General features: G+C 34.6%; 17 protein-coding genes and 1 riboswitch. Of the genes, 6 read left to right on the top strand and 11 right to left on the bottom strand.

All coding sequences use genetic code 11. The features are described from left to right. Positions 1 to 164: 164 nt before the first annotated feature. The 4 genes from HND39_13995 to HND39_13980 all read right to left on the bottom strand — a co-directional run bounded on the left by HND39_13995 (position 165) and on the right by HND39_13980 (position 5996). Positions 165 to 2162 carry a T9SS type A sorting domain-containing protein gene (locus tag HND39_13995; GenBank protein ID QKJ97307.1) on the bottom strand — a complete coding sequence of 666 codons (1998 nt, stop codon included), beginning with the start codon at positions 2160 to 2162 and terminating at the stop codon, positions 165 to 167. A gap of 50 nt (positions 2163 to 2212) precedes the next feature. Further along, positions 2213 to 2857, bottom strand: a complete 645-nt coding sequence (locus HND39_13990; protein QKJ97306.1) for a PEGA domain-containing protein — start codon at positions 2855 to 2857, stop codon at positions 2213 to 2215. 147 nt (positions 2858 to 3004) lie between these two features. Beyond that, the gene (locus tag HND39_13985; protein QKJ97305.1) at positions 3005 to 4261 is read right to left on the bottom strand and encodes an MFS transporter; all 1257 of its coding nucleotides are present in this window, start codon (positions 4259 to 4261) and stop codon (positions 3005 to 3007) included. A 1-nt stretch (position 4262) separates the two neighbouring features. After that, positions 4263 to 5996: an alpha-amylase gene (locus HND39_13980; GenBank protein QKJ97304.1), complete on the bottom strand. Its 1734-nt coding sequence runs from the start codon at positions 5994 to 5996 to the stop codon at positions 4263 to 4265. A gap of 306 nt (positions 5997 to 6302) precedes the next feature. Here HND39_13980 and HND39_13975 point away from each other — a divergent pair, with 306 nt between their 5' ends. The 6 genes from HND39_13975 to HND39_13950 all read left to right on the top strand — a co-directional run bounded on the left by HND39_13975 (position 6303) and on the right by HND39_13950 (position 11163). Continuing rightward, complete coding sequence (locus HND39_13975) at positions 6303 to 7130, top strand: hypothetical protein (GenBank protein QKJ97303.1); 828 nt, start codon at positions 6303 to 6305, stop codon at positions 7128 to 7130. A gap of 159 nt (positions 7131 to 7289) precedes the next feature. Beyond that, positions 7290 to 7748, top strand: a complete 459-nt coding sequence (gene smpB / locus HND39_13970; protein QKJ97302.1) for an SsrA-binding protein SmpB — start codon at positions 7290 to 7292, stop codon at positions 7746 to 7748. Positions 7749 to 7841: 93 nt separating this feature from the next. Further along, positions 7842 to 8309, top strand: coding sequence for a four helix bundle protein (locus tag HND39_13965; protein QKJ97301.1), 468 nt, complete (start codon positions 7842 to 7844; stop codon positions 8307 to 8309). 160 nt (positions 8310 to 8469) lie between these two features. Beyond that, positions 8470 to 9660 (top strand): tyrosine--tRNA ligase, encoded by a 1191-nt coding sequence (locus tag HND39_13960; protein QKJ98012.1) that lies wholly within the window; start codon positions 8470 to 8472, stop codon positions 9658 to 9660. 18 nt (positions 9661 to 9678) lie between these two features. Further along, on the top strand, positions 9679 to 10224 hold the full coding sequence (locus HND39_13955) for an arginine decarboxylase, pyruvoyl-dependent (GenBank protein ID QKJ97300.1): 546 nt from the start codon (positions 9679 to 9681) through the stop codon (positions 10222 to 10224). Positions 10225 to 10254: 30 nt separating this feature from the next. Further along, the gene (locus tag HND39_13950) at positions 10255 to 11163 is read left to right on the top strand and encodes a TerC/Alx family metal homeostasis membrane protein (protein ID QKJ98011.1); all 909 of its coding nucleotides are present in this window, start codon (positions 10255 to 10257) and stop codon (positions 11161 to 11163) included. Between the two features lie 15 nt (positions 11164 to 11178). On the opposite strand, the gene HND39_13945 is transcribed toward HND39_13950, so the two are convergent. The 7 genes from HND39_13945 to aroC form a co-directional block, all read right to left on the bottom strand. Beyond that, the gene (locus HND39_13945; protein QKJ97299.1) at positions 11179 to 12579 is read right to left on the bottom strand and encodes a sodium:solute symporter family protein; all 1401 of its coding nucleotides are present in this window, start codon (positions 12577 to 12579) and stop codon (positions 11179 to 11181) included. Continuing rightward, positions 12566 to 13219, bottom strand: a complete 654-nt coding sequence (locus HND39_13940; GenBank protein ID QKJ97298.1) for a thiamine diphosphokinase — start codon at positions 13217 to 13219, stop codon at positions 12566 to 12568. Before HND39_13940 ends, HND39_13945 begins: the two co-directional genes overlap by 14 nt. A gap of 269 nt (positions 13220 to 13488) precedes the next feature. Further along, positions 13489 to 15993 carry a TonB-dependent receptor gene (locus HND39_13935; protein QKJ97297.1) on the bottom strand — a complete coding sequence of 835 codons (2505 nt, stop codon included), beginning with the start codon at positions 15991 to 15993 and terminating at the stop codon, positions 13489 to 13491. A gap of 69 nt (positions 15994 to 16062) precedes the next feature. Further along, a riboswitch (TPP riboswitch) is annotated at positions 16063 to 16185 on the bottom strand. Between the two features lie 59 nt (positions 16186 to 16244). Next, positions 16245 to 19229 carry a LysM peptidoglycan-binding domain-containing protein gene (locus HND39_13930; GenBank protein ID QKJ97296.1) on the bottom strand — a complete coding sequence of 995 codons (2985 nt, stop codon included), beginning with the start codon at positions 19227 to 19229 and terminating at the stop codon, positions 16245 to 16247. A 112-nt stretch (positions 19230 to 19341) separates the two neighbouring features. After that, positions 19342 to 20886: an acyl-CoA carboxylase subunit beta gene (locus tag HND39_13925; GenBank protein QKJ97295.1), complete on the bottom strand. Its 1545-nt coding sequence runs from the start codon at positions 20884 to 20886 to the stop codon at positions 19342 to 19344. Positions 20887 to 20922: 36 nt separating this feature from the next. After that, entirely contained in the window at positions 20923 to 21564 is a 642-nt protein-coding gene (locus HND39_13920) for an MBL fold metallo-hydrolase (GenBank protein ID QKJ97294.1), read from the bottom strand. Then, entirely contained in the window at positions 21565 to 22776 is a 1212-nt protein-coding gene (gene aroC / locus HND39_13915) for a chorismate synthase (GenBank protein ID QKJ97293.1), read from the bottom strand. Positions 22777 to 22833: the final 57 nt, after the last annotated feature.

Below are 22833 nucleotides of genomic sequence, written 5' to 3'. Positions count from 1 at the left end.
ATTCTGTAGTTATTAACCAGAACTTGATTCAACAAGAAAATCCCAATGAATAGGTTCTCATTTTATTTTAGAATACATATTTGAGATTCCGATGCTAATCTTATCATAACAGAATGATCTTTATGCGAGAAACTTAAAAGTCAACTGCCCTATTCTTGATTTTATTATTTCAACATTAACATAGTTTTTGTCTCTCTGAAATCACCAGCTTTAAATTCATAAAAATAAATTCCGCTTGCATATTTAGGTGCATCGAAATTAACTGAGTAAACGCCACTGTTTTTTTCTTCATCTACTAAAGTTGTGATTTCATTGCCAAGCAGATCATAAATCTTTAAACTTACATAACTTTTAGTTGGTATTTGAAAACTGATGACTGTAACAGGATTAAATGGATTCGGATAATTCTGAAATAGTATGTAATCATCCGGATAATTTATCTCAACTTCTATAGTATTTGAGTGGTTGAAACTACCATCAAAATCAATTTGCTTCAATCTGTATTGAACTTTTCCTTCGGGAGTTTCTTTATCAATGAAATTATAATTTTTTGGTTCGGTAGTTGTCCCGTTTCCTTCCACATAACCAATTCTTTCCCAATTCTGAGCAAGAGAATTTTCTGAAATTAATCTTTCGATTTCAAAACCACGATTATTAGTTTCAGTGGAAGTAGTCCAGTTTAGAATAACTTCATTATTATTTACGACAGCTTCAAAAGTTGTTAGTTCTACCGGGATAACTGGTTGACCAAGTTGACCCGACGGATTGATATCCTGTGCATAAATTCCGCTTGCATCAAATCTTTTATCACCCCAAACTAATTTGCAATTCTTGTAAACATCCATCGCAGTTTCCATCTGAAGTTTTTCCTGCGTTGCATTTGAAAGTGTTACAAAATTTCCAGACCAGATAAAACCACCTGTAGTATCACAAGCAAAACCCATAGTCATTGAATTTAAACCGGATGCCTGGCTGTCCAGATAAAAAATATAAATTTGATTATTACCCATATGTGAAGACAGATCACTAATTGATTTTGTATTTGGAGCACTTAATGGTACGAAAACCATGCCAGTATTTCCCCAAATTCTATTTCCACTTGGTGAAAATTTCTGTCCGCAAATTCCATTTTGATTTTGATTTGGTTCTGTTTCTATCCAGAACAAATAAGTTTCCTGTGTAGCCGAATTGTAAGCTACCTGTGGCGAAAATTTATTTCGCTCTGCAGCAAGCGATCCTTCTGCACCATTAGCCGGAAAATATAAATTACCTGCAGATGAAATATGTTGTATGAAAGAACTTGATAAATTGTTCATTGCTCTTCCATCATACCAGGCAATCAGTGCTCCATTATTTCCATCGGATTCAACTTCAGGAACCTGGAAGAATGCCATCTGACCATTATCCTGAATCATAACTCCAGTACTTCCCCAAACCAATTGACCATTTAAATCTAACTTGTGAGCTCTTATCCGAACCTGAGGTGGAAAACCGCCGGTTTGAACTGTATGCACCAAAATCACCTGATCATTATCAGACTTAACTACAGCCGGATAACTGTAATCTTCAGTTCCGCTCTGAATAAGAATGGGAGTGGTTCCCCAGAGCTTTTGACCAGTAGCTGATAATTTTTGCAAAGCAATTTTTTGAGAACCATCAGAACTAATCCAGGCAAAAACAAAATTACCGTCACTTGTTTCTGTTACAACTGGTGATGGCTGAAAATTATCTCCGGTTGAAATATCAACACCATTAGCTCCCCAAAGAAAATTTCCTGTGGGACTTATCATATAAGCAAATGGTTTTAATAATCCACCTGACCTGATATCACTGAACACTATTACCGCATTATCATTCTGGTCACAAATTAAATCATAATCTGTTATCCACGTGTCCTGAGGATTATTGCTGATTAGTAATCCATCAGCAGCCCATTGTTTGTAACCAAGTGCGTCAAGTCTTTGCAAATAAACATTGTATGAACCGGACCTGGTATCAAACCAGGAAATATAACAGCCACCATCGGAAGTCATTGCAATTTTTGCAAGTGCTTGTTCACCAGCTACATCACAGATTTTAAGATTGGTATTTGGGTCAGTTGACCATTGTGCGAAGGAAGTATTTATCAGTAAAGCAATTGTCAATAAAAATAGTGTTTTCATAAAATCACCAATTTGTTTAAATAAAAATGATACAATTATTCTTTCAACTTTTAGAGTTCCTGACTAAATGATAGATGAAATAAAGTTCCCGATCCATGTGCTTTCCGACCGTAGAAATCAATAAAGTAAGTTGTGTCCTCAATTCTCGGATAAAAATTCCTTCCTGAACCTGTTGTGGGAAGATAATATGTAACCGGATTTCCTGACTGATCTTCATAACTGAATAATTGTGAGTTGAATGTATTTTTTTCAGTTGTATCTCTAACAGTACTTACAGGTCTTTTGATAATTATACTATCAAGCAAAACATCCTGATTAAGTGTATAGTTAAACTTTACGCTATCACCACCATAGGAGATTGTATAATTTAAAGTGATATTTACAGATGGAAGTGCATCTGATAAAATAATCTCTTTTGTAGTAGTCAGGTTTTCTACAACATTTGCGGAGAAGAATGCAGTATCATAGTACTGTAACAATAAAAAAAGATCATAAACTCCCGGATTAAGATCAACAAGACTGTCGGGCGTATTTTTTCCTGTATCATTCCCCATCAAGAAAATCCTTGCCCCAGGAGGAATTGATTTAACAACTAATTTACCTTTTTTGTCTTTTGGATCGGTGGGGCCATCATCCGAACAGCCAATGATAAATAAACAAACGCTTACGATACAGAGAAGTGTAATTGATTTCATAAAGTATCACCCGGAAATAATTTATACTGCAAACTAAAGAAAAATATTCTTCTAAATCAAAAAGAATTTCATTGTAATTGATTACAACTAATTCGTACGATTCAATTCAGCCGGATATTTACAGTATTTGTAATCAGAAAAATAATTTTAATTTGCCGGAATATGAGATTTTTTTTCTTTTACCATCAGCCACAGAATAGCTGAAATAGCTAATGTTGTTCCACTAATTATGAAGATCAGATTTTTATCCGAAGCTTCTTTAATAAAATAGCCTAAAACTAAACTAACGATTAATTGTGGAAGGACAACGGATAAATTAAATATTCCCATAAAGAATCCCATTTTAGTTTGATCAACTTTTTCTGACATAATTGCAAAAGGTAAACTAACTATTGCTGCCCATCCGATTCCACAAACAGCCATGAGCGCATAAAGAATGATTGAGGACTTTCCGATGAATACAATTCCAAAATAGCCAACTGCCATTATCGCAACACAAATCAGATGGGTTTTTACCCTTCCAATTTTTTCAGTGATTGGTTCGAGTACAAATGCGGGAAGCAGAAATCCAACTGCATTTAAAACAAGAAAGGAAATTGCGATGATCTGCCCTGTTTCGGTTTCGCTGGCAGGATTTAATTTTTGCTGTATGTATGCAATAATGTAAACGAACATCGTTTGCACTCCGATCCACGAAAAACCATGTGCAAAATATAATTTAAATAATTCTCCCCAGTCGGTTACCTTATTTTTCAATTCAGCTACTGCGTTTTCTTTTTTGGAATCAGTCAGTTCCATACTTTCTTTAATGAAGAAAGGTGGAATTAATGAAAAGCCGAGTACTATAATTGCACCAAGATAAATCAAAAAATAATTACCAAAAATTGCTCCGATAGCATAAGCCATCACGCCCCAGAATCCTGAAATTGTTTGCATCCATGTATAACCTTTCGTTCGTGGAATTCCATCCGGAGTTATATCGGCGATTATAGAACGAGTTGGATTGAAGCTGATATTTATTGCAAGATCAAGAGTCAGCGCAACGACTATTGCCACAGCGAGAATACTTCCTATCCCGAGAAAATCATTTATCGCCCCGATGTTGGGTAAAGCAATTATCATAATAGCTGCGAGCGTTCCGCCAATTAAGATAAATGGTCGGCGTCTTCCACCCCAGAACCAAACTTTATCACTGATCAATCCGATTATTACCTGACCAAATATCCCTGCAAGCGGTCCTGCAGCCCACACAATTCCAATCTCGTGAATGTCCAATCCGTATTGTGAATTCAGAATCCAGCTAAGTACAGCAATCTGAATTGAGAGTGCAAATCCCATCGCTGTAGCTGGTAAAGCAAGCAAAGCATAAAACGTATTGGTAAGTTTTTTCTGGATTTCGAGCATATTATTTCCTTATTAAAAATATTTCAGCACTCATTTTGTTTATTAAAAATCTATCAACAGCTTTCAGATTGATTTCTGTATTCGATTTTAGATTAACTATTTCATTTGCTTCGGGCAAAAACTTTTTTAATTGTAAAGATTCAAATGAAAAATCTTCTCCACGAGCATTGATCACAACCATTGTCATTTCATCATCATAACTTTTTATTAAAATATATATATCATCGAATGGATATATGTGTCTTAATTTCCCTTTTGATAACGATGGATATTGATTTCTTAAATGGAATAAATCTTTCACATAATAAAAAATGTCATTTTCATATTCTGTCCTTCCATTGTCTAAAAACGCATTCTGAAAATCGTCAGAAAAACCTCCTGGAAATGGTTGTCTTAATTCTCCGTGCTTTGTTCCTCCTTCAATACCTATCTCGGTTCCATAAAAAATCTGCGGGATACCACGCGTAAAAAGAATGAGGTTCAAAGCAATTTTAAATTTATCAACGTTTCCTTTTGCAAGAAGCATTGCACGATCAACATCGTGATTGTCAACGAAAACGAGGAGATTATCCGGATCAGAATAAACGATATCCTGTGCTATCGTTTCATAAACTTTATATATAGATTCTTTACCGCTGAGGAAATCACGGATGGCATCCGTCAAAGCAAAATCTGTTACAGTCGGAAGATTCGAATCAAAATTCACTAATCGTACCGGTGATTTAGACTGATACCCTGATATTATTGCAGGCACTCCCTGCCATATTTCTCCTACAATATTAAAGTTGGGATATTCTGTTAAAATTGTTTTAGCCAAATCAGCTAAATATTTTTGATCACTGTATGGATATGTATCTTCTCTTATTCCATCAATTCCAGCAAATTCAATCCACCATAATGTATTTTGAATAAGATAATTTTTCAGGAATGGATTTCTTTGATTCAAATCAGGCATGTAATCAGTGAACCAACCCTGTTGATTCATCTTAACTATTGTTGAATCTCCATGAATATCGAGAAAAGCCATCTTATCGTGCGAAGCTTTGATGAAATTTTCCGGTGTCCCATTGTACCAATCGTGCATTGGAAGATTTTTAACCCAGTAATGATTTATTCCAATATGGTTGCTGACATGATCAAGGATAATTTTTAATCCCTGATTATGAGCCTCTTCAACTAATTTTTTATAGAGTTCGTTACTACCAAAACGTGGATCAATTTTATAAAAATCTGTTGCAGCATATCCGTGATAACTCATATACATATTATTTTCTAGCATTGGTGTAATCCATAAGACAGTTACACCAAGATCCTTCAAATATTTTAGTTTGGAAATAATTCCCTCAATATCACCGCCTTTTCTACCGTCTAAATCCTCTGAAGTAAATTGGTCAAGTGAATCACCTATTGTGTTATTGTTTGGATTACCATCACAAAACCTATCAGTAAAAATTAAATAAATAATGTCTTCATTACTAAAACCGTTGTGCTCGTCATCGCTGTGTTTTCTATCAAGGATTGGAAATGATATTTCTTTTTCACTGATGCCATTGCTAAAAACAAAGTTATAATTTCCAGCCTGCAGATCTTTGGGAATGATTACATCAATAAATATGTACGATTTATTTTCAGTTGGAAAAGAATTCAGAATTTTTAATCTGCTATCATCACTTTTCACCTCAACATTTTCGAAGTTATTTCCATAGACAATAAGTTGCAGAGTATCCCATTTCATCCCGACCCACCAATTGGGAGGTTCAATTTTTGTGATTGAAAAATCTTGTGAGAAGCCGAAATGACTTATGAATAATAAAATTAGTAAAGTTTTGCGAGTAAGTTGGTTTAACAAATTTGACACTTTTGAAAATACAAATCGGAGGTTAAAATAGCCAAAGACCTGTAATTTTGAAAGACTTTTTTACTATTTGGTGCTTCTGTCAGTAAAGGTATTTTAATCAAATGTTAAATCTTAAATCACACCTGAGGCATAATTCTTGTGCTAAAACAGTTTTGATTCGAGAATTATTTTAAGGGAAAACATATGATGCACTTTATTAAAATCTTTCCAATTCTACTTGCAATAGTTGCAGTCGGATTGATAGTCTCCTGTGAAGACGAAAATTCATTGAATCCTGGAAATCAGGCACCAACAATTCCACCTCAATCAAGTATGATAATTAACTTCGATGATTTTCCTGATACATCATCACTTAGCAAGCTCGATTTTTCGCAGTTGACTAATAGAAATTGGGGATGGGCTGCTCACAATATCGTATTTTGGAATTCGGTTTTGACTTTAACGTTTGCGATACCTGTTGCTGCATTTGCAGAATCATTTAATCACCAGCCAGTCAAGCAGCCTGATGGCAGTTGGTTGTGGCAGTACAGTGTAACTCAGCAGGAACCAATCTACACAGCTAAACTTTATGGTAAAACAGTTGCAGAAGGTGTCGAATGGAAAATGCTGATAACAAAGGAAGGTGAGTACACAGATTTTGAATGGTTCACAGGTTTTTCTAATCTTCCGCTAACAGAAGGAACCTGGACTTTGAATAAGGATCCTAATTCACCATCACCATTTTTGTTTATAGAATGGCATCGCAACGTCCAGGAAGAAACAGCTAACGTGAAATATTCACTAATAACTCCAACTTCTCCGGCTGACAGCAGTTTTATTTTCTACGGAAAAACAAATGAAGTTCTTTTCAATAGATTCTATCAAATCTACAATGCTGAAAACAATAATCTGATCGATATTAACTGGAACTATGAACAATATTTCGGAAGAGTGAAAGATGCAATTTACTTTGAAGATGAAAACTGGCATTGCTGGGATGAAAAACTTGATGATCAGGATTGCAGTGAGTAATTCAAATATTTGAATTTGAGTAAGAAGGCAGTCAGGGTGGCTGCCTTTTTTTTCAGGTTAAAATTCTTCCCTAAAATTATTTTCCTCCCTTGCATTTAACTTCATTTAAAGTGATTTTTGCGTTTGATTTTTCAATCGAAACATCCTACAATTTATAGAATGAAAACAAACGACGCAGAAAAAAATATAACAGTTAACCGTAAAGCAACTCACGAATATTTTATCCTTCAGACATTTGAAGCTGGAATTGCTTTGGTCGGGACAGAGGTCAAATCACTTCGTCAGGGTAAAGCAAATATGGTTGATGGTTATGCTAAAATTGAAAACGGAGAAGTTTGGCTTGTCAACGTTAATATCAGCGAATACACTCAGGGAAATATTAATAATCACGATCCACGAAGAGATAGAAAACTTTTACTCAACCGAAGTGAAATAAGAAAACTCATTGGCAAAACGAGAGAAAAAGGATTAACTTTGGTGCCGTTAAGATTGTATTTTAAAAATGGTAAAGTCAAAGTTGAATTAGCCCTTGCAAAAGGTAAAAAGGTCTATGATAAACGCCACGCTATTGCCAAAAAAGATTTCCAGAGAGAACAGGAAAGAAGAATAAAGTATTGACCGAAAGTAATTCATCGTATGGTTGTATGGATGTATGGATGTATGAAAGAATGAGTTTAAGAAATTAATAAATATATGCATTAATTATTTGGAATGAAGGAAGAATTAAAAAGTTTATCTGAACAGAATAAAAATATCAACAGAGGGTATAGAGAACTTAATGTTTGGAAGGAAGCTGTTGAGCTTTTCTATTTTGTTAGAGAAAAGTTAAAAACACTCGATAATCTTTCCTTTAAAATTAATGCTCAGGTTGAAGATTCTATCTTTTCTGTTCAATCTAATATTGCTGAAGGTTATTGTAGAAGATCAATTAAAGAAAATATTCAATACTTAGCCATTTCACTGTCTTCATTGGGTGAGAATTATTCTCAAATTTTTACTTTGACAAATTCAAATGATATAGATATTGATTGGTTCAAAGAATACGATAAAAAACATTATTCATTAGAGAATAAACTTATAAAACTAAATCAATCGTATATTTCTAAAATGAAGTCAAAAGAAGAGTGGAAGAACGATTATATATTAAGAGAAATAATAGAAAATTATAATCTAAAATGAAACATACATTCATACAATCATTCAATCATACAATCATACATGCATACATTCATTCATACAGTCCTGCTCAAGTTTATTGACATACAAATATTTTATTCCATAAATCAAATTCTAGTTTGTAGTGAGTAATAAAAGAACTTTTCCACCAATATCCGAACAGATGGACCTCATCAAAAGAGGTGTCAGTGAAATTATTCCCGAAGAAGAATTAATTAAAAAGCTAGAACGTTCTTCTAAGGAAGGAATACCACTGAACATCAAACTTGGCTGCGATCCTTCAAGACCTGATTTGCATATTGGACATTCAGTCGTTTTAAGAAAGCTTGCACAGTTTCAAACACTCGGACATCAGGCAATATTAATTATTGGTGATTTCACAGGAATGATTGGTGATCCATCTGGTCGTAATGCGACTCGTCCATCACTCACTTTAAAAGAAACAAGAGAACACGGTCAATCTTATTTTCAGCAGGCATCAAAAATTCTTGATGCAAAGAAAACAAAAATAGTTTATAACTCTGAATGGCTCGGTAAAATGAGTTTTGAAGATGTCATTAAACTCGCCGCAAAATATACAGTAGCACGAATGCTCGAACGTGATGATTTCACTAAACGATACAAAGCAGGTGAACCAATAAGCATTCACGAACTTCTCTATCCTCTTGCACAAGCGATGGATTCAGTTGCAATCAAAAGTGATGTTGAACTTGGCGGAACTGATCAGAAATTTAATTTACTGGTTGGCAGAGATATTCAAAGAGAACACGGACAGGAACCACAAATTATTTTAACAATGCCTTTGCTGGTTGGAACAGATGGTGTCGAGAAAATGAGCAAGTCTTATGATAATTACATCGGTATTTCAGAATCACCAAAAGAAATATTTGGAAAAACTTTATCTATTCCTGATAGCTTGATTTATACATATTTTGAACTCGCAACTGATATATCAACTCCAGAACTATTATCAATCAAGCATCAGCTTGAAGATTCTAATTTTAATCCGCGTGATATTAAAAGAAAACTTGCAAGAACTTTGGTAAGAATGTACCACAACGAAGAGTCAGCTATTCAGGCTCAGGAAGAGTTCGATAGAATCTTTATAAAAAAAGAAATTCCGGATGAAGTTGAAGAATTTAAGATTGAGAACAATAATTCAGAAATCAATATATTAGACCTGATTCTCAAAGTAAATTTTGCTCCATCAAGAGGCGAAGCAAGAAGATTGGTAACTCAAGGTGGCGTTTCAATTGAAAATAAAAAAATAACCGATGCAAATTTTAATATTATACTAACTGAAGGTATGGTGCTGAAAGTTGGTAAAAGAAAATTCATAAAATTCATCAAGTAAAAAACGGAGGGAACTAAATTGTATTTACCCACAAAAATATTCTTCACAAAAGGTGTCGGCAGAAGTAAAGAATATCTTACTTCATTTGAACTTGCATTAAGAAGTGCACGGATAGAGATTTGTAATCTCGTAACGGTAAGCAGCATATATCCTGTAAACTGCAAGAGAATAACTCTCGAAGAAGGTTTGAAAGAAATTCAGCCAGGACAAATAGTTCATTGTGTCATGGCTCGTAATTCAACAAATGAACCTAACAGATTGATTGCATCTTCAATCGGAGTGGCTGTTCCTGCTGATAAAAGTGCTTATGGTTATTTATCAGAACACCATCCATTCGGTCAGACAGAAAAAATTTGCGGTGAATACGCTGAGGATCTTGCTGCAACAATGCTTGCATCAACTCTTGGTATTGAATTTAATTCTGATACTGATTGGAATGAACGTGAAGATCTCTACAAAATGTCCGGAAAGATTGTTAAGACTTTCAATATTACTCAATCTGCTGAAGGTGATAAGAATGGTCTCTGGACAACTGTTTTAGCATCTGCAATTCTTCTTCCTTAATAAAAATATTGCTTAGTGGAACGTGAATTAATAGACTGGATTGTTTTTTGGGCAATCGTTGCCGTACTGTTTTTTATTGATCTTTATTTAAGTGAACATCGTTCCGGAAAAGTTTCTTTAAAATCCAGTCTGATCTGGAGCACAATCTGGACTATCGCAGCCGGTCTCTTTAACGTATTTATTTATTATGATCTTGGTCAGGAACGAGCCATTGAGTTCCTGACAGGTTACATAATTGAACGAACTCTCTCCTTCGATAATCTCTTTGTTTTTCTTCTCATCTTTGAAGTGATGAAGATTAAGCCTGAAAACCAACCACACGTTTTGAAATGGGGAATATTAAGTGCGATTGTTTTCAGAATAATATTCATTGTTGCGGGAGTTGGTTTAGTAAATTTATTTGAACCGATAATTTATGTTTTCGGAGCTATTCTGTTGTACGCTGCATATAAAATGGCATTCGGTAGTGATCAGAAAATTGACGTAGAGCATAATTGGCTTATTCGGATCGCAAAGAAGTATTTGAGTCTTGATACTGGTTATGAAGGAAAGAAATTTTTTATTACAAAGAATGGGAAAAAATATGCGACAACAATTTTCTTAACTTTCCTTTTAATTGAATCTTCCGATATAGTATTTGCTGTGGATTCTATTCCTGCAATTATTGCAATAACAAAAGATACATTCATCATTATCTCATCAAACATATTTGCAATACTCGGGCTTCGTGCACTTTACTTTGCCCTTGCAGTATTGAATGAACTTTTTGCTTATTTGAAATACGGTGTTGCATTAATTTTATTTTATGTGGGTGTGAAAATGTTGACTGCCGAATTCTTTCACGTGCCGACTGAGTATTCGCTGACAATTATTCTCTTGATACTAACTATTTCAATTGTTCTATCCTTAACGCACAAAAAGAAAAAATTTAAGGAATAAATTGATCTAAAAGATTTATTTTTTTAGGAAAATACCAAAAACGTGAATTCCTAAAGCAAAAGCCAACCCAACCAGCATTGGCTCAACTTCATTTATAACAGGAATGGAAGAAAATTCATTTCTTAAAAAATACCAACCCGTACTTACAACAATTGCAGTAATCATTTCTAATAAAATTATTTTCTTATCAATTCTCAGTATTGAATAATATGCACTCACAACCGGAAAAATTATTCCGGGAATAAAAAGTGAACCGATCGTGTACCAGATTTGGATTACTGATGGAATGAAGTACGCGAGAAGAATAGCAATTATTCCGGAGATGATAAGTCCAACAACAGTGTAAGTTTTAAGTTTTGATTCATCCGGCTTCGTCCTGAGTAGCGGGACTACGCCGCGATAAATAAAATCTCTTCCGATGGTTGTTCCGCTCAGAAATAAAAAACTCACTTGTGTTGAAATTATTGTTGCAAATAGTGCTGCATAAAAAATTCCCTTTATTCCATCAGGTAAAACCTTTTCAGCAAATAACGGAAATGACAGAACAGGATTTTCAAGATTCGGTAGAATTGCTTTTGCAAATAATCCTGTTGTTGTGGTTAAAAAATCAAAAAGTGCAAAGAAAAAAATTGAAATGATTATCCCCCACTTTGCAATGTTTCCTGTTTTTGCTGCGTAGCATCGTTGGTGAAATCCCGGATCAGCAAATGTCCAAAGCGCAATTAAGAACCAGACAATCAGGAAAGTTGATGACATTCCACCTGTTATTTTCAAATGATTTTCAGGAAGTGATGATGAAAGAAAATCAATAGTTCCGAATTTCATTCCTGAGTAAACAACAACAAGTATAAATCCGCCAAACATCACAAAGAATTGAAATACATCCACATAAACATTCGATCGGAATCCTCCTCTAACTAAATATACAAGTGAAAGTATCATTGAGATTAATAATGATGGAAGTAAATCGATTTTAAATATTAACGAGAACAAACTTCCGGTCATTAATAAGTATGGTGCAGGCGAAACAAGAATGAATACAATAATAGCTGAAATCAAGCCGACATTCTTTCCATACATTTGTGAAAGTTTATCGGGAATTGTGAAGAGAGATGCTTCACGAATTTTTTTAGCAAAGAAGATTGCAAACAGAAAAGCAAAAATATAATACGGAAATCCTTGTGTGAACCAGCTTACCAATCCATAACGATATGAAAATTCACCGACACCAAGAATTCCGCCATACCATGTAGATACATTTATAGCGATGAAAAGAAATAATCCAATGCTTCTGTTTGAAAGAAGATAATCAGATGCATCGGTTTTAGTTTTTCTGCCGGAATAAAATCCAATGAACAGAAGTATTGAGAAGAATGAGAGAATAATAAGAACATCAACAAAACTAAAAGAGATCATGCTTCATCATTGTATTAACATCACGGATTACAAATACAATCCCATCCGTGATATTTAATTTTATAATTCTTTTTTTCGCAACATTGCTTGTGCTTTCTTTTACACCGAATGCCAGTGTGCTATTTTTCAATTCATACTTCAGACCAACTGAGGTGATTTTAGTCTTTTGAGATATACCGTAAATAGAAATGGTTTCACCTGGATGTGTTTTAAGATTTACATTTCTTTCAAAAGGTTTAAGGAATGAATTTTCAGCAACAAGAGAAATATTTATTTGAGGAAAGAATTTCAGCACTATCCCAAGATTACAAAAAGTGTGATCGAGTCTGTTTCCTGTTGCACCAAGAAGCAGTACATCATCAAATTTATTTTTGATGGCATACTTTAAACATTTTTCAACATCAGTATCGTTTTGTCTTTTCAACCGGATAATATTAGCAGAGTTTCTGAATCTCTTCAATGCTTCGTCAGAAATTGAGTCAAGATCTCCAATAATGAAATCGGGATCGAGTTGCATTTTTAAAGCTGAGTTTGCACCACCATCAGCACAGATTAATGTTTGATAACCGAGTTTCTGAAAATACCGGAATATTTTTTTCTTTGGTGGTTTACCGTTAGCGAGTATGATGCATTTTTTCATATTGGTTTTTCTTAATGTCATTCCGAACCTGCTTACAGCAGGCAAGCTTGTTTCGGAATCTCAAATCCGTTTAACATTATTTTAAGAAGCTGAAACAAGTTCAGCTTAGACATTCCTGAAAAAAAGGTGTTTAAGCTTTTCTTTGGTGGCTTGCCATTAGCGAGTATGATGCATTTTTTCATATGTATTATTTTTTTTGTCATTCTGAGCGAAGCGAAGAATCTCAGAGATTCTTCGGTTATTTCACTCCCTCAGAATGACAGGATGAATTACAGTCCCACCTGTATTCCAGCAAGCCAGTTTCTTTCGGCTGCAGGAAAAAATTCTTTGCCAATTGCATTTGCTGAGTAAAGTTCATCGAATAAATTATTTATTTGCCCGAATATTTTCCAGGGTGTCAATGTATTGAATAAATAAAATTCATAGCTCGCAAAAATATCTGAAACAAAATATCCATTGTTCAGGTTATCAGAATATTCAACAAAACCAGGAAAGTAAGTTAAATAATTATCCAGACGTTCATCATAATTATCAGAATAAAAATCACCAACATATTTACCAGTATATCGTAAGTAAAATCCTGATTGCTGAAATGTGATTCCAAAGTTTGTAAGAAAATCTGGGAAACCCGTAATTCGATTGCCACTCAAGTCAACAAAATTTGTTGAATCCAAAAAATACTTTCCTTCCTCGATTGTATTTTTACTTAATGAAACATTTCCGAATAGTTCAACTTTATCATCAAATAATTTCAGTATTCCTGAAAGTTCAGCACCAAGATGAACTGTGCGATCAACGTTTCCTGTGGTTGGTTGACCAAATCTATCAACCTGACCATCTTTAACAATTTCGTTATTAAACAACATATAGAAAAGATTAAGTGTAATTGAATAATTATCTTCAATTATAGAAGCACCAAGTTCAAAATCATTCATTGTTTCCGACTGCACTAATGGTTCATCAAAATTGTATGAACCATCGGAGTTTAATTTAAATTGAGGAACTTCTCCTCCGCTTGATTCAGCAGCGTCATAATATTCTTTTAATCTTGGTTCACGGGAAACTCTTGCAAAAGAAAAATAAATATTTAATGGCTGAATCGGTTTATAATTAATTCCAATACGAGGATTAAAAAATAAATCACTGACAGTAAAATCAGTCCCAACGTATTCTTCATTGTATAATCTGTATTTGTGATATGCTAGTTGAAGTTCGCCTAACAGATTCCATTTATTATCAAGCTGATAAGATTCATTCACAAATAAACTATAAATATTCTTTTCGCCTTCATAAGAATAATATTGATATTCAGGAGAAACTCCGGGCGGAAGATTATCAGCGTAACCAATACTTCCCCAATGAATTGAATTATGTTTTCTGAATTCAGCACCAAAAAGTAATATTCCATTTTTATGCTGCAGACTAAATCTTGGCATCCAACCATATTGTTTATTATTGACCTGAGCATGAATCAAAGCATTTGTCGGAACATAACTTGTGTCAAATCCATTTTCATTCAATCTAAAATAATCATCGTAATAAATTGACCAGGAACCATCATAATCAAAAGAACCATCACCCAAAACTAAAAAAAGAGCCGAATTCATTTTTACTTTTTCTGATATTTGCCAATCGTTCAATAGCTCGAAGTGAGGTTGAGAAAAATTTTCAATTTCTTCCGGTCTTCGCTGAACTGTGTAAGTGTATGAGGAAGAATCCGCTTCCCAATAAGAATAATTTTTTCTTCTCAATTTTTTATCTTTTACAGCAAACTTCGCTATACCAGTATATGCAAGCCCATCTGCAATAGGTCCTCCATAAAAATTAAGTTGAGTTGTTACTTTTTTATCGTAACGTACTGCCGATAAAAAATAACTTCTGAAATTTACCCACGACTGTTCTTTATAACCCGAACTGAGAATTTGTCCAAGCTTGGCATAAAAGGAATATTTTTTATCAATCAGTCCGCTGGAAAGTGCAACAGTATATTTTCTGGTAACATAAGAACCATACGATGTTGAAAGTTCCAGTTTTGGCTTGTTCGAAAAATTTGAAGTAATAATATTTATCGATCCACCGATTGCAGGATATCCAAAAACTCCTGAACCTGCGCCTCTTTGTACCTGAATTAATTCTGTACTTGCAAGAAGATCAGGAAAATCCAGCCAATAAACATTATGATCTTCAGGATCATTTTGCGGAATACCATTTACTGAAACAGCAATTCTTCTCTGATCAAATCCTCTAATACTTAAATAGTTGTATCCAATACTATTTCCGCTTTCAGAATAAAATGTGGTTGAAGGAAGTTCACTCAGATATTTTGGGATATCATAAACTGTATAAGTTTTCTCAATCTCTTTTCCTTTAATCTGATCGAATGCGAGTGGTGTAATTCCTTTCCTGCCAATTGCAGCCTCAACAAAAACGGTTTGGGAAGAAATAACTTGCTGATTGAGATGGAATGTATAAAATATTTTTTTATCTGTTGGTTGATCAACAGTAAATTTCAACAATGAAGATAAAGTGATAACTCCGGTTTCATAACCTATCGCCGATACTAACAAAGTATCTGTATTTTCAACGCGGTTAGTTAAAGTAAATAATCCCGCACTATCGGTAAATGTTCCGACACCAGGTTTTGAAGAGACACTGATATTTACATTTTCTAACGGTAGCTCAGTTTCTGCATCTACAACTTTTCCTGAGAAAGAAATTTGCTGTGCTGAAACACAGACTGATATAAACCACAAAAGAATGATTAAGATTTTCATATTCTGTTTCCTTTAAAACAAAAAAGCCGTTTGAAACAACGGCTAAAATCTTTTTCGATCTTCTGCAAATATTAAGTTAGCCCGTTTTCCTACGCTGGCATTATCCAGATCAGGTGTTAGGGTATTATCTCAGTCATCCCATTTATCCGGCTTTTAACGGATCGGCTTGGAATAACACCCCTAACGGCTCTGTAAAAAATAAAAAGAACTAATTATGCTTACAATAAATTTAATCAATCAAAGCTACGAAATCAACCAACTTTTAATTTCTGACCAACAATAATTTTACTGCTTGAAAGATGATTCAATGTTTTTATTTTCTGAACTGATGTGTTATACATAATCGCAATTGAATAAAGCGTCTCTCCATTTTCAACAATATGATAGTCGTCATTCTTTGATTTTGTTTTAACATCTGTCGAGTTAGGAATTTTTATTTCCTGTCCTGCAATTATTTTATTACCGCTGATATTGTTCAACTTTTGCAAGCTGGAAATCGTAACTCGATAATTATCTGCAATCCCACTGAGAGTTTCACCTTTCTTAACTTTATGAATTTTAGCTTCATTTGATTTCTGAGTAATCTTCGGAGTTGTATCCTTCTGATGATTACCAGTAGAATAAATTATCAGATTTTTTCCTGCAACTATTTTACTGCTATTCAAATTATTCCATCTTTTAATCTCATCAACAGATACACCATATAATGCTGAGATTCCGATGATTGTCTCACCAGATTGAATTTGATGAGTAATTGATTCACCATTAAGTTCATTTTTAGAAGAAATAATTTCTTTCTCAGTTTTAGGTGATGAATCAGAGTAAATCTTTAAAGTGGTTCCGGCAATAATTTTATCGCTGTTTAAATTATTCCACTCACGAATGCTTGATGACGAAACTTTATATTCCTCTGCAATTTGTCCGATAGTTTCACCACTTTTAATTTTATGATAATTTACATTTTCAGATTCAGAACTTGTAGATTCAACGAGGGATTCGGAAGTTTCATTGGAGAAAATCTTCAAAGTTTTTCCTGCTATTATATTATTACTTTTCAGGTTATTCCAATTCTTTATCTCCGAAACCGAAATGTGATATCTTTCTGCTATCTCACTTATCGTATCACCTTTTTTTACTTTATAATAGTAAACATTGCCCTTAGTATTTTTTGATGTCAGATCAGAACTAATCGGCGCATAATCTTTATCAGTATAAATTTTTAATTTTTTACCCGCAACAATTTTATTGGAACTTAAATTATTCCACTCTTTTATAGCGGCAATACTTACACCATATTGAGTTGCGATAAGACCCAGATTTTCACCTCTGCTTATTTTATGATATACATAAGAAGATTTGGTGGTCTCGGTATAATTTTCTGGAGCTTTCTCCTCGATCTCAGTACTTTTATCCAAACTAGCATAATACTCTTGTCTATCCTGAGGGACATAAATCGTTAACTGCTGACCAACTCTGATAGATGAAGTGTATGGTATATTATTCCAGTTTCTTACGTCGCTGACTCTTGAACTAAATAAATCAGCGATACCTAATAAACTATCATCCTTCTTGACACGATAATTTACAGCAACAAATCCTTCTGGAATGATAGCCTCAATAGTTCCTATCAATTCTTTTTCTTCCACAAGAGATTCTGAGATTAAGGATTCATTCTGACTACTATCTTCACCAGATAAAGAAACATCTACAATGCTTTCATCAGAATTTGTTATCTCACTATCTCCATTTAAAGAAAGGTACGGCGATACATATTCCTGATCTGTATTATTTCCATTATCCTGTGCAACAGTAACATCTGTATTGTATGAATAGTCATTTTCATTTGGATTGACCAGAACAGGTATCCTCAACGGCACGCCAACATATAATTTTGATTTAGTTGAAATATTATTTGCATCAGCGAGTTCATAAATAGATACTCCATATTTCTTGGAGATTTTACTGAGTGTTTCGCCTTTCCTGACCTCGTGAACAAGAAATGTTCTTCTTGCAGTTTCAGGTATGTTCTGCATCTGCGCTGAAAATTGTTCTAACGATCCTTTGGGAATTTTAAGTGGATATCCGCCAGGAAAATCAGGTGGCGTACTGAGTTGAGTAAGTTCCGGATTCATATCCTGAAGTGTTTCAAGATCAGTTCCAGCCACTGTTGCAAGATATCCCAAATCAACAGCACCGGGCACGTTATATGTTTGAAATTCATGAGGTCTGTGGAAGTTTATATTGCTGAAACCGTATGCAACCGGATCCATTGCAATCAGGCAAACTGCGATGTATTGTGGGACATAATTTCTTGTTTCTTTTGGAAGATACTTTCTCATCGACCAGAAATCATTAGCTCCGGATTTTTGTATCGCCCGCCTTACGCGTCCTTCACCGCAGTTATAAGCTGCAAGAGCGAGATACCAATCACCTAATGATGTGTATAAATCTTTCAAATGTCTTGCTGCAGCAGTAGTTGATTTTACAGGATCTCTTCTCTCATCGAAATAAAAATTTCCATCCAATCCATAAAGATTTCCGGTGGATTTTATGAATTGCCATAAACCGACAGCTCTTGCCCACGATCGAGCAGTCGGATTCAATCCGCTTTCCATCATACTTAAATAGATAAGTTGTTTAGGCACGCCTTCAGTTGCAAATATATTTGACATCATTGGAAAATATTTGCCTGATCTCTCCAGCCATAATTGCATAGATTTTTCACCCTTACCGGTAAAGTAGGTAAGATATTGTTCAACGTATCCATTTACTTCAAGCGGAATATCTGCCGGAATAATTTCTCTCTCGTCATTAATATTTTCAGACAACTCGATTTCAGGAACGTAACCCTTCATCCATTCTTCAAGTGCTGCAAGCGATACACCAGGAGGAAGTTCCTGCAATCCATCTACATAAGATTTATAATCCTCAATTATTGACGTTTCGAGTTCTATGTAAGCGTCATTATTATCAACACCAGGATAATAACTAAGGTTATTAATTATTCTAAGTGCCGATTCATAACTCTGGACAGCTTCTTCAATTTGATTTGCTTTTTGTTTTTCAAGCGCGGTTAAATAGAATTGTCTGGCTTGTTCAAGCATTTCTACAACAACATTACCTTTGTTGTTGAGTGCATCATCCTTTTTTTGGGTAATCTCGTCACTTCCACTACATGAATACAGAAATGCAATCAGCGAAAGTATAATTGGTAACTTTAGTAAGTTAAGCCTCATATGTTCTCTCTGGTTTAAATTTAAGTTTGACAAATTTAGCGGTTAATATATCCTTTATCAAGTGGAAAATCAAATGTTTTCTATAACTCTTCCTACAACAAATGGTTATCTGTTATAAAGGAATATTCCCGTGCTTCTTCTTTGGATTTGTATCAACTTTTGTGCGAAGTAAATTAAATGCGTTTATCAGCCTTTGTTTAGTCTCATTGGGAACTATTACATCATCAACGTAACCTCTCTCGGCAGTTATGTAAGGATTAGCAAATTTTTCTATATACTCAGATAATTTTTTTTCAATCTCCGCTTCAGGATCAGATGCTTTAGAAATTTCCTTCTTAAATATAATTTCAACTGCACCCTTTGGTCCCATAACTGCAATTTCCGCTGAAGGCCAGGCGAAATTAAAATCACCACGGATATGTTTAGAATTCATTACATCATACGCACCTCCATAAGCTTTTCGTATGATAACTGTTACTTTAGGAACTGTTGCTTCGGAAAAAGCAAACAACAGTTTTGCGCCGTGCCGAATAATACCATTCCACTCTTGTTCTGTACCGGGTAAGAAGCCAGGAACATCTTCGAGTACAAGCATCGGAATATTAAATGCGTCACAAAATCTCACAAAGCGAGCAGCTTTGGTTGAAGCGTTGATATCCAGTACTCCGGCTAAAACTTCAGGCTGATTTGCAATAACACCGATTGACATTCCTCCAATTCTACAAAAGCCACAGATAATATTCTCAGCATAATATTGGTGAACTTCGAGAAATTCCTGATCGTCGGCGAGCAAAAAAATTATCTGTTTCATATTATATGGTTTGTTAGGATTATCAGGAATTATATCATCAAGTTTTGATTCAGCACTAAGTTTATTTTGATCATAGGATTTTTCAGGACTTTTATCTCTATAATTCAATGGAAGATAACTAACTAACTTTCTCACATTAAGTAAAGTTTCAATTTCATTCTCGAATATAAAATGAGCCACTCCGCTTTTACTTGCGTGTGTTTCAGCACCACCGAGGTCCTCGAAGGTTACATCTTCGTGCGTGACGGTTTTAACAACATTTGGTCCGGTTACAAACATGTAACTTGTTTGCTTCACCATAAAAACAAAATCAGTAATTGCCGGTGAGTAAACAGCACCACCTGCACATGGACCGAGTATTACTGAAATCTGAGGAACAACACCTGAAGCAAGTGTGTTCAGCAGAAATATATCTGCGTAACCACCAAGACTGACAACTCCTTCCTGAATTCGTGCACCACCAGAATCGTTTAATCCAATAATAGGTATTCCGGCTTTCATCGCCATCTTCATCACTTTTACAATCTTCTCGGCGTGTGCTTCAGAAAGAGAACCACCAAACACAGTAAAATCTTGGCTAAATAATGCAATCTGTCTTCCATCAATTTTTGCGAAACCAGTAACAACACCATCCCCCGGATAATGCTGATTATCGAGACCAAAATCTTTTGCGCGGTGCTTGACAAACATATCAACTTCTTCGAAACTGCCTTCGTCAACTAATAATTCAATTCGTTCACGAGCAGTTAGCTTACCTTTTTCGTGCTGGCTTTTTATCCTGTCTTCACCACCACCAAGTCTTGCTTCATCTTTTAATTTTAATAGCTTATCTATTTTTGCTTTCATATCACGCACCGTTGAAAAGTTTAAAAATTCTTTTAGTTATACAAGAAATGGATTATTTTGTTTTTCATATCCGATTGTACTTGGTTCACCGTGACCCGGATAAATTATAACATCATCCGGCAACAAAAATAATTTTTCGTGAATTGAATTGAGTAAAGTTTCATAGTTTCCACCCCATAAATCAGTTCTACCGATGCTTTCTTTAAATAATACATCACCGGTAACACAGATTTTTTCTTCCCCGATGTAAATACAAAATTCCCCGGGTGTATGTCCCGGTGTAAACAGAAATTGAAGTTTCGATTCACCAATCATAATTTCTGTTTGTTCAGTTATCAGTTTATCTGGTATTGGAGGTTGATCAATATCAAGATCAAACATTTGAGCCTGATGCTGTGCGTTATCCAGTAATGGCAAATCAAGTTCAGGTGCATAGTAAACAGGATTAAACTTTTCCTTTACAAAGCTGCATCCGAGGATGTGATCAATGTGACAATGTGTGTTGATGAGATACTTGATTCGTAAATCCTTTGATGAAATAAAACTTAACAGTTCGTTCTCTTCAGTCGAAGACGAAGTTCCCGGATCGACAATTGCAGCATCACGAGACTCGTCATCCCAAATGATAATCGTATTTTCAGAAAACATGTTGAATGTAAATAATTTTATTTTAAGCATTTATTTCCTGAATCCCGTTTTTACTCTTTGGAGATATTTTCTTTTGTATGATTTAAAATTATCAAAAGTCTCTTCAATAGAATCACCGCCAAACTTCATAAGAAAATGTTTTGCAATTACCCATGCAAGAATACTCTCAGCAATAACAGAACAGGCTGGTACTGCAATAAAATCACTTCGCTCGTAGCGCGATTTGACTTTCTTCAACGTACTCAGATCAATAGTATTGAGTGGTTTTGCAAGAGTTGAAATTGGTTTCATTGCAGTCCTTACCAGAATTGGGAGTCCTGTAGAAATTCCACCTTCAATTCCGCCGGCAAAATTTGTCTTCCTTTCGATTTTTTTTTCTTTCACGATTATTTCATCATGAACCTGTGAACCGGATAACTGAGAGCTTTCAAAACCATTTCCGATTTCCACAGCTTTAACAGCATTTACTGACATAATATTAAACGCAATATCTGCATCGAGTTTTCTGTCATAATGCATAAAACTTCCTAAGCCAGGTGGAATACCTGTTGCAACTGTTATAAAAGTACCACCGAGTGTATCGCCTTTTTTCTTAATTGATTTTATTTTTTTTATGATTTTATTTTCCTGCGAATTGTCCAAAACTCTTACTGAACTTTTATCAGCTTTTGCAGAAACCATTGCAGCAGATTTCAATAAAGGAAATTTATTTTGAAGTAATTTGGTGTAATAATCAGTTGCTGAGTAAATACTGCCAATACTCTCGACGCAACTACCAATAAAAATTCCAAAGTGTTCAAGAAATTTCCGCGCAACTGAACCTGCTGCTACTCTTGCTGCTGTTTCTCTCGCACTGGATCGTTCAATAGAATTTCTTATATCACTAAAATTATATTTTGTTACACTAACCAAATCCGCATGCCCGGGGCGTGGAATTGTAATTTTATCAATATGACCTTTTTGTGTTTCCGTATTCATTATCTCCTGCCAATTGATCCAGTCTTTGTTCTCAATTAAAAACGAAATTGGTGAGCCCAATGTTTTTCCAAATCTAACACCGCTTAATATTTGTACTGTATCTGATTCAATTTTCATTCTTGAACCTCTTCCATAACCGGACTGTCTTCGTTTAAGTTGAAGATTTATATAGTCAGAAGAAATTGATATGTTGGAAGGAAATCCTTCAACAATAGTTATTAGTGCTTTTCCGTGTGATTCACCAGCAGTAAGAAATCTTATCATTAAATTATTAATTTTAGTTTATAAACAAATATAAAAAAAAACGTCCCGATAAAAATT

The organism is Ignavibacteriota bacterium (assembly GCA_013285405.1).
In the GTDB taxonomy this organism is placed as follows: domain Bacteria; phylum Bacteroidota; class Ignavibacteria; order Ignavibacteriales; family Ignavibacteriaceae; genus IGN2.
This window is presented reverse-complemented; position numbering and strand designations above follow the sequence as displayed.